The sequence below is a fragment of the Endozoicomonas sp. ISHI1 genome, from assembly GCF_024606225.1.
GTDB lineage: Bacteria > Pseudomonadota > Gammaproteobacteria > Pseudomonadales > Endozoicomonadaceae > Endozoicomonas_A.
In genome coordinates this window covers 110,495-119,613 of sequence record NZ_JAGRPU010000018.1, presented here as the reverse complement: position 1 = coordinate 119,613, position 9,119 = coordinate 110,495, and the positions used below count along the sequence as shown (strand labels likewise).

General features: G+C 48.9%; 6 protein-coding genes. 3 read left to right on the top strand and 3 right to left on the bottom strand.

The window, feature by feature from the left end:
* The first annotated feature begins 514 nt into the window (after positions 1–514).
* Entirely contained in the window at positions 515–1,072 is a 558-nt protein-coding gene (syd, locus tag KBW69_RS13205) for a SecY-interacting protein (protein WP_257255621.1), read from the top strand.
* A 178-nt stretch (positions 1,073–1,250) separates the two neighbouring features.
* Positions 1,251–3,110, top strand: coding sequence for a DUF3857 domain-containing protein (locus KBW69_RS13200; protein WP_257255622.1), 1,860 nt, complete (start codon positions 1,251–1,253; stop codon positions 3,108–3,110).
* Between the two features lie 7 nt (positions 3,111–3,117).
* On the opposite strand, the gene maiA is transcribed toward KBW69_RS13200, so the two are convergent.
* The 3 genes from maiA to hmgA all read right to left on the bottom strand — a co-directional run bounded on the left by maiA (position 3,118) and on the right by hmgA (position 6,449).
* The gene (maiA, locus tag KBW69_RS13195) at positions 3,118–3,747 is read right to left on the bottom strand and encodes a maleylacetoacetate isomerase (RefSeq protein ID WP_257255623.1); all 630 of its coding nucleotides are present in this window, start codon (positions 3,745–3,747) and stop codon (positions 3,118–3,120) included.
* 4 nt (positions 3,748–3,751) lie between these two features.
* Positions 3,752–5,062: a fumarylacetoacetase gene (gene fahA / locus KBW69_RS13190; RefSeq protein WP_257255624.1), complete on the bottom strand. Its 1,311-nt coding sequence runs from the start codon at positions 5,060–5,062 to the stop codon at positions 3,752–3,754.
* A 76-nt stretch (positions 5,063–5,138) separates the two neighbouring features.
* Positions 5,139–6,449, bottom strand: a complete 1,311-nt coding sequence (gene hmgA, locus KBW69_RS13185) for a homogentisate 1,2-dioxygenase (RefSeq protein WP_257255625.1) — start codon at positions 6,447–6,449, stop codon at positions 5,139–5,141.
* A 256-nt stretch (positions 6,450–6,705) separates the two neighbouring features.
* On the opposite strand from hmgA, the gene KBW69_RS13180 reads away from it, so the two are divergent.
* Positions 6,706–9,066: a DNA polymerase II gene (locus tag KBW69_RS13180; RefSeq protein WP_257281154.1), complete on the top strand. Its 2,361-nt coding sequence runs from the start codon at positions 6,706–6,708 to the stop codon at positions 9,064–9,066.
* Positions 9,067–9,119 lie beyond the last annotated feature (53 nt).

The window sequence follows — 9,119 nt, the reverse complement described above, 5'->3', positions numbered from 1 at the left end:
TAGAATGATAGTGCCAAAATAATGCTATTTTATATATAAAACAATGGGTTATTTGTTTGGTTGCTGTAATTTTGACATCGTAAAGGTCGCTGGTTCGACTCCAGTACCGCCTACCATATAAGTGATTTCAATGAAAAAAGCCCACTTCTTACAGTGGGCTTTTTTTTTCCAAAAAATTAGTCATCCCCGTCCCCATGTTTCGGAGCCTGTTGTAAAACCCTGGTTCCTCTGCAGGGGATAATGTAGGAGGTCTTCATTCCCGCGAAGGAGGCTGTCGCAAAGGCGGGAGTCATTCAGCTTGAGTGATGCAGTTATACCTGCCGAGTACCCACTCTCCCTTTTATATCAAGATTCGTTATGAAATTGTTCCCTACAGAGCACTGGTTCCCACGCTTTTAAGCTCTGTGGTTCCCAGCGTGGGAACGAGTTGAGGCAAGGCAAAAGTTCAGCACGAACAGGCCGGAGGACGTTATACTCACCTTTCCGCTATTTTTTGTTGACTCAGGAAGTCCCTATGCCCAGCAGCCACACTGTCAAAGATGCCTTGATTGATTTTCAGCAGAAATTCAGGAACCGCTATCAGTTAGAGCATCAGTCGTTGCCTGTGATTGAACATGACAGTGACTGGCCCTCTCCCTGCGAAATGCAGGAGGTCATGGATGGAGCAGAAGTGGGCTGGCAGCCTGTGGAGTGCGAGCCGCAGCTGGATTTTGGCAATATTGAATCGGCAGTTGAGTTGGAGCTACATCCGGATCTGAAAGCCTATTACGGCAGCTTTTACTCGGCGAACCTGCCCGCCAGAACCGAAGAAGGGGGGCTGGAATTATTGTTTGCCTGGAGCTCCGGAGATTTTGAACGGTTGCAGGAAAATCTGCTGGGACACATCTGGATGAAACGCAAACTCCGTCAGCCTGTTACCCTGTTTTTTGCCGTCACCGATATGGAAGACATCAATCTTACCCTGAATAATGAAACCGGTGATATCTGGGCAGAAAAAGTCGGTAAGAAACCTCATCGCAAGTTAGCAAACACTATGGCTGAGTTTCTAAAAATGCTTGAACCTATTGTTTGAGGTATGCAAAAGAAGCCATCAAGTCACCATGCTTATGGAGTGGCTCTGAAGCGACGGTCCGAATGAATCTTGACTACCTTCGACGCGTCTCAGCCTCTAAATAACGGCCTACGCTGAACTTTTACAATATTAACGGTCTAAATTCATGCGTGAATTCCATTCATTTTAAGGAGGAGTTATGTTTGGTGAAAATGATTTTATGCGTGTTTATTTTGCTTTTTTGTCCTTATTGTTGTTGATCATTTCAGGTCTGGTTCAGGCGGATGAAGCTGTTCAGGACTATCGCAATCTGTTGTCGGATTATCGCATCGAGATTCAGGATGATCTGACTTATACCCGTACTGTAACGCTGGAGTATCAGGTACTGACCCCCGCGGGTGCGGAGGAGATGCAGGAATATCACTATAGTTATTTTTCCGAAAATGAATCCTTGAAAGTTCTGGAAGCTTCGATCACCCATCCGGACGGAAAAGTGTTCCCGGTTGAAAAAGAGAATATTTACGAACAGGATCTGGGCGGGCGTGATAAGGAGCGGCGTAACAGGGAAGCTGTGGTCATTTTTTCCCGCTTAATACCTGGCAGCATCATGAAGTTGAAGTTCAAGCATGTGGTGAAGAAGAAAAGTCCCATGGGCTTTAATATGGCACTACAGCCTGAGTTGGAACTGGAGCAGAAGAAAATAGTGGCTACGATTCTGCTGCCTGAAAACATACCCATGAAATGGGGGAGTAGAGGCGAGTTTGCTGTGAAAGAGTCCCGGAAAGGCAAACGAAAAGAGTTAACGGTTAGCCTCGAAAACTTCCCTTATCAGGAGATGGAGCCAAATATGGTCAGTTCGGATGATGTACTGCCCATGTTTGCGCTGACCTCACTGAAAAGCTGGGAAGAGATCGGTCAGATATACTATGAGAGCAGCCTGAACAGGCAGACTGACAGTGATGAAATCCGTGCGCTGGCTGAGGAGATCACACAGGGAGCCAAACATCCCAGGGAAGAGGCCGTCCTGATTTATAACTGGGTGGCACAAAATATTAATTACCTGTCTCTCAGCTTCAATTTGGAGGATATGCTGGTTCCTCACCCGGTGGAAGAGATTCTTCGTCATGGTTATGGTGATTGCAAAGATCAGGCTTTGTTGTTGCAGGCACTGTTAAAAGCCCGCGGTGTTGAGTCAAAGCCGGCACTGGTCAGCTGGGATGACAGCTATAAGGATTGGCCGGTGGCGACTTCCATGCAATTCAATCATGTGTTGTTGTTCATCCCTGAGTTGAACACTTGGCTCAACCCTGTTTCGCCACTGTCTACGTTCGGGTTGCTGGATTATAGTCTTTCGGGCAAACGGGTAGTAGTGGCCGGTCCTGAAGGCGAAACTCGATATCTTCCTGCCATGCAACCAGATCAGAACCGCTACTGGGTAAAAAACCAGTCAGTGCTCTCCAGTAATGGACTTTTGAGAGGAGAGAGTATGGTCACTGGCACTGGAATTATTGGAGAACAGATTCGGGAGTTGTTGGCATCCAGTGGTAGTGGTGAATGGAAGGCCAGTAATCTTCTGGCGGACACCTTGAGTGGTGGCTTTGGTAATATTTCTTGGGGAACGCCTGCTTATGATCTGGAAAGACAGCCTGCTTATCAGGGTGACTGGCACAGTCCCTACGCTTTTCAGTTGGGCAGGGAAGGGTTTATCACCACAGCACCAGGGCTTGATTTTCAGGATGTGCTGGCACTGAGAACTTATCTCGTGGATGGAAAACGCAAGTTCCCGTTTACGGTAGGAGCTCGACATTATCGATGGGATCACCGCATGAAACTGCCAAAAAACTACAAAGTAACCCGGCTGCCTGAAAACCTCGAGGTGCGTAACGGGGCAGGCTCATACAGCAGTCACTATAAGATGGAGGGTAATACACTGGTTGTCACTCGGCAGATCGTCGTCAAGAAAAATCTTTATCAACCCGGTGAATACCCTGAATTCGAAAAGTTAGCTTACCTGGCTATCAACGATCGCAGGGCGATCATTGCTTTGAAGCGGCGTTGAGCTTCTGTTACAGAGTGCTATCAGGCTGTTGCTCCGGACTGGCATCAATAAATGCCTTGAGTTCATTGCAGTGCTGATGGACTGCCTGGATTTTTGGATAATCCGTTAACGATACTTTAAATCGCAAGGCATTGTAGACCTGCGGTATCAGGCAGATATCGGCCAGGGTGGGTGTATCTCCGATACAGAAATAGTCATCCCCCAATTGCTGCTCATAAGCCTCGAACCCGGCTTTTATCCAGTGCTGGTACCATTGGTTTTTCTGTTCGTCACTCACTGCAAATTCTGACTTGAGATATTTCAGAACTCTCAGGTTGTTCAGAGGATGTATATCGCAGCTGATGATATTGGCCAGGCTGCGGATCTGGGCTTTCTGCCAGACATCACCCGGGATAATGGTCGGTTCCGGACAGGTTTCTTCAAGCCATTCCAGGATAGCCATTGACTGAATCAGTCTGTTATTCCCGACTGCCATTGCCGGTACCAGTCCCTGGGGTTGAATGCTTTTATATTGCTCCTTCGTCTGCTCTGACTTCAACAGGTTAACCGGGATCAATTCGTGATCCAGTCCTTTCAGGTTCAGGGCGATCCTTACCCGATAAGCCGCTGAAGATCGGAAGTAACTATAAAGCTTCATGGCATTACTCCTTTGCTGGCAGAAGGGTGGCTGAGACTTCACCGAAGCCGATTCTGGCAGCGCCTTCTTTCTCGCACCAGCCTCTCATGACAACGGTATCTCCGTCTTGCAGGAACGTTCTTTGTTCACCATTGGTCAGGGTCAAAGACTCCTTGCCACCTTTTGTCAGCTCGAGTAAAGAGCCTGCTTCCTCTGGCCTGGGGCCTGACTGAGTACCCGTTCCCAGCAAATCACCGGATTGCAGGTTGCAACCGTTACTGGCGTGATGAGCCACCATCTGTCCAACACTCCAGTAAGAATGTTTGAAACTGGACTGAGACAGTTTTTCCATACTTTGCTGAGCACCTTTCATAGCGGGTGTTTGTAGCAGGACTTCCAGCTGAATATCCAGTGCTCCCAGGGTGCTGTTTTCTTCCGAGCTCAAATAAGGCAGGGGTTGTGGATCATCGGCAGGACGAAGGTAACTGGTTCGGTAGGGTGCCAGTGCTTCCAGCGTGACAATCCACGGCGATATGGTAGAGGCAAAGCTTTTGGCCAGAAACGGTCCCAGGGGCTGGTACTCCCAGGCTTGGATGTCCCGTGCAGACCAGTCATTCAGAAGACACATTCCGAATACATGCTGATCGGTCTCATCCAGCGCAACAGGAGCACCCAGAGGGTTGCCCTGACCGATGAAAATGCCCATTTCAAGCTCATAGTCGAGTCGTTTACAAGGACCATATAAGGGTTGTTCTGCATCCGGCGCTTTGGTTTGACCTTGTGGACGATGAAAAGTCTGCCCTGAAACTTCAATAGAAGAGGCTCTGCCATGGTAGCCAATAGGCACCCATTTGTAGTTAGGCAGCAAAGGGTTATCGGGTCTGAATAATGAACCGACTGCTTTGGCGTGATAGATAGATGAATAGAAGTCAGTGTAATCCCGAATCTGGCAGGGCAGGGCAAATTCGGCTTTATTCATGGTGAGCAGAAAGGGTTTCAGCTGGCTTTCAAGCTCTGACTCTGTTCTCAGTGCCCTGGACAGGCTCAGCCTGAGAGCACTCCAATATTCAAAACCCAACTCCATCAGGGGATTGAGGTTATCGTGGGCACAAGCTGCGAGTGCGTCGGCTGCTTTGCCGTCAAAAGGTTTCAGTGCTGCTGTCGCCTTGAGATCCAGAATCTGGTTACCAATGGCTACGCCGCACCGAAAGGGCTCGCTGCCTTTGCGAAAAACAGCAAAAGGCAGATTCTGAATGGGGAAGTCGCAGTCTGACTGGTTAGCACAATATACCCAGCTGGTGAGATTGACGTCATGAGTCTCGTTCAGTGAAATCATTATCTATCCTGAGTGCATTGGAAAAACAGAGTGTCAGCAGCCAATAGCGTAGCCTGACACTCATGATTATTCTTGTTTAAGGTTTCTGGTTCGGGTCAAAGTGCTTCTGCAGGCCAGACCAGCATTTAATATAGTCTTTTTGTCGTATGTCGCTCTCCATCGCGAATTTTGAGGGTACATAGACGTATCGGGATTCAAACATGAAGGCCAGAGTATTTTCATAACGCACGGGTTTAAGCTGCGCTTCGCTGGCTTTCCTGAATACGTCTGCATCAGGACCATGGGGTGACATACTGTTATGCAGACTGCTTCCACCGGGTACAAATCCATTTTCCTTGGCGTCATAAACACCATGAACCAATCCCATGAACTCGCTCATAAAATTGCGATGATACCAGGGGGGGCGGAAGGTGTTTTCAGCCACCATCCAGCGGGGAGGGAAGATGACAAAGTCCAGATTGGCGACGCCGGGTGTATGAGATTGAGATGTCAGTACTGTAAAAATAGAGGGGTCAGGATGGTCGTAACTTACTGTGTTGATGGCATTAAAGCGGGACAGCTCGTATTTATAGGGCGCAGAATTCCCCACCCAGGCAACGACATCCAATGGGGAGTGATTGAGCTCACAGACATAAAGATGACCGGCAAATTTACCGATCAGTTCGAAATCACCTTCTTTATCTTCATACCAGGCAACGGGGTATTGGAAATCCCGGTCATTGGCAAAGCCATTGGCACCTACCGGGCCACGTTCCGGCAGGGTGAGCGGGGCTCCATAGTTTTCGCAGAGATAGCCGCTGGCTTGACTCTCCAGTAGGTTGACCCTGAATTTCATACCCCGCGGAATCACGGCGATATCGCCCGGACTGACCTGTAATCGACCCAGTTCGGTAAAGATCATCAGAGCCCCTGTTTGAGGGACAATCAGCAGCTCGCCATCGGCATTATAAAAAAAACGCTTTTCCATGCTTTGATTAGCTGCGTATAGATGAATGGCACTACCGATCTGCGTGATGGCTTTACCATTGGCTGCAATAGTGGTCAGGCCACTGATAAAATCAGTCGGTTGTTCAGGAGCGGGCAGGGGGTCCCAGCGAAGTGGGCTCGGCACAGGAGGCAGATCCAGGGGAGCGGTTTCCAGCAAGGGGTTCTTATCCCAGCACTGGTAGTTTCCCTGAACAGCAGAAGGGCGGATTCGGTAGGTCCAGGTTCGGCGGTTTTGGTGTTTGGGCGCTGTGAAAGCAGTGGCTGAAAACTGTTCACAATACAGACCATAAGCCACTTTCTGAGGATTGAAGCAGGCCTTGGGCAGGGCATCGGGTAATGCCTCTGTTTCGTGTTCGTTACCAAAGCCTGTCAGGTATTCAAGATCGTCAGGTAATGTCATTAAACTGAACCTGTCATTTTTCTTATCTCAAAAATCACTTCACCCTGTTCAAAGATGAAGCAGTGTTTTTATGCAACCCCTCACAAGGGGCCGTTTGTTAAGGTCTTGAAGTATCTCCATTTTTAGCCAGTCCTGAGAGTTTGTCCATCCGGATTCTTGTTTTTAGCCTCCCCGCGCTGCTGCGGCAATGTTAATATCAGGAAATTATGCTCTCCCGGGAGCCAGTCCGAAAACAGAACAACATTTGAGAACTGACTTGCAAAATACCGAGCCTGTACGCAGAGGCTTTCTTCTGAGCCGACATAGCCAGGACCACAGGGGACAGGCGGAAGTTATTATGTGGGTTGTCACCGATGATGGCCCTGCAAGACTGGTAATTGAAGAGGTGCGTCCCGTCTGCTTTGTCGTTTCCTCTGAGTTTGAGCCGCTACAGAGTGAGTTTTTCAGGACTTATCCAACGATTGAGGCAAAACCGCTGCCTCTGAAGAACTTTCGCCATGAGCCAGTCACTGCCCTTTATAGTCATAACGTGCAGCAATCGTTTCAGATGCAGGAATATTTTCGTACCAGAGGCATAGAGTTGCTGGAAGCCGATGTCAGGCTGGCAGACCGGTTTCTGATGGAGAGGTTTGTCTACGGTGGCGTGGCATTCACCGGAGATCCGGTGCAGAAGTCAGGTTATCGGGAGTACCGCAATGCGCGCATTCGTCCTGCAGAGTTTAATCCCGACTTCAAAGTAGTTTCCCTGGATATTGAATGTTCCGAGCGGGGAGAACTTTACTCAGTGGGTCTTTCGGGAGGAGACTTTGGACGGGTTATCATGGTAGGCGATCAGGAGCGGGTCGACTGGATACAATGGGTTCCGGATGAAAAAGCACTTCTTGTGGCGCTTGAAGAGACGCTTGGAACTCTGGACCCCGACATAGTGATTGGCTGGAATGTCATTAACTTTGATTTTCGGCTACTGCTCAAACGAGCGGAACGCTATGGAATGAAGTTAAAACTGGGAAGGGGGCAACAGGCAGCCAGCTGGAGAAATCGCAGAGGTGAAAGTGGACAGGGCTTCATTACTCTGCCCGGTCGAATGGTCATCGATGGTATCGAGGCCTTAAAGGCTGCAACCTATCAGTTTGACAGCTTTAGTCTGGAGTTTGTGGCACAGACGCTGCTGGGCAAAGGTAAAGCGACAGAAGACGTAGATAACCGGATGGCTATCATTAATCATGACTTTCACCATAACAAGGAAAAGCTGGCCCGTTACAACCTGCAAGACTGCCGACTGGTTGAAGAGATTTTTGAACACACCAACATTCTTGATTACCTGAGATTGCGCAGTCATCTGACCGGGCTGGAGCTTGATCGGATGGGAGGCTCAGTCCAGGCCTTTACCAATCTCTATATGCCACGTTTGCACAGAGCCGGTTATGTGGCTCCGAATTTACCAGAAGGGGGTGGTCTGGCCAGTCCGGGGGGTTATGTCATGGATTCCATTCCCGGACTCTATCGCAATGTGATCGTTCTGGATTTCAAGAGCCTTTATCCTTCGATCATCAGAACCTTCAAAATTGATCCCCTCGGGCTGGTAGAAGGTTTGAAAGAACCGGAAGGTACGATTCCCGGTTTTCGTGGCGCACTTTTCTCACGTGAGCGGCATTTTCTCCCTGATATTATTGCTTCCTTTTGGGCTCAAAGGGATGAGGCCAAGAAGCAAAACGATGCTGCCCGTTCTCAGGCGCTGAAGATTATTATGAATTCTTTTTATGGCGTGTTGGGCTCAGGTGGTTGTCGTTTCTATGACACCCGGTTGGCCAGCTCCATTACCCTGCGAGGGCATGAAATCATGCAGCAGACAGCCCGATGGCTAGAAGGGCAGGGCTATCGGGTGATTTACGGTGATACTGATTCTACTTTCGTGCTTTTAGATGAGGCCTATTCCGATGAACAGGCAAGATCGACCGGTAAAAAACTGGAACGTATGATCAATGACCGCTGGACAGCCAAACTGAGAGAAGATTTGCAACTGGACTCGGCGCTGGAACTTGAGTTCGAAACTTGCTACCAGAGGTTTCTGATGCCTACCATACGTGGATCGGACACCGGCAGTAAAAAACGCTATGCCGGCATTAAATCCACTGTTGGTGGACAGGAACTGGTATTCAAGGGGCTGGAAACGGTGCGTTCTGACTGGACGGCATTGGCCAAGTATTTTCAAACGGAACTGTTCTCGTTAGTGTTTAATGATCAATCCCCGGAAAAGCTGGTCACGGAAACCGTTCAGAAAACGCTGGCCGGAGCGTGGGATGACAAACTGGTATATCGAAAGCGACTGCGGCGAAATCTCAAGGACTATGTTAAAAACATTCCTCCCCAGGTCAGGGCGGCCAGAAAGGCGGATGAGATCAATCAGTCACTGGGAAAATCACTTAAGTATCAGCGAAAAGGTTGGATTCAGTACCTGATGACAGTCAATGGACCTGAGCCGCTGGAATATTGCACCAGCCCTATTGATTATCAACATTACATCGACAAGCAGCTAAAGCCGGTGGCGGACGGAGTTCTACCTTTTATAAATCTTGATTTTAATACGTTGATTGACGGACAGATGGGGCTGTTTTGACGTTTCAAGTCATCGTGTCAGACTGGGCTTTAACCATCATCACCCATAGGTCG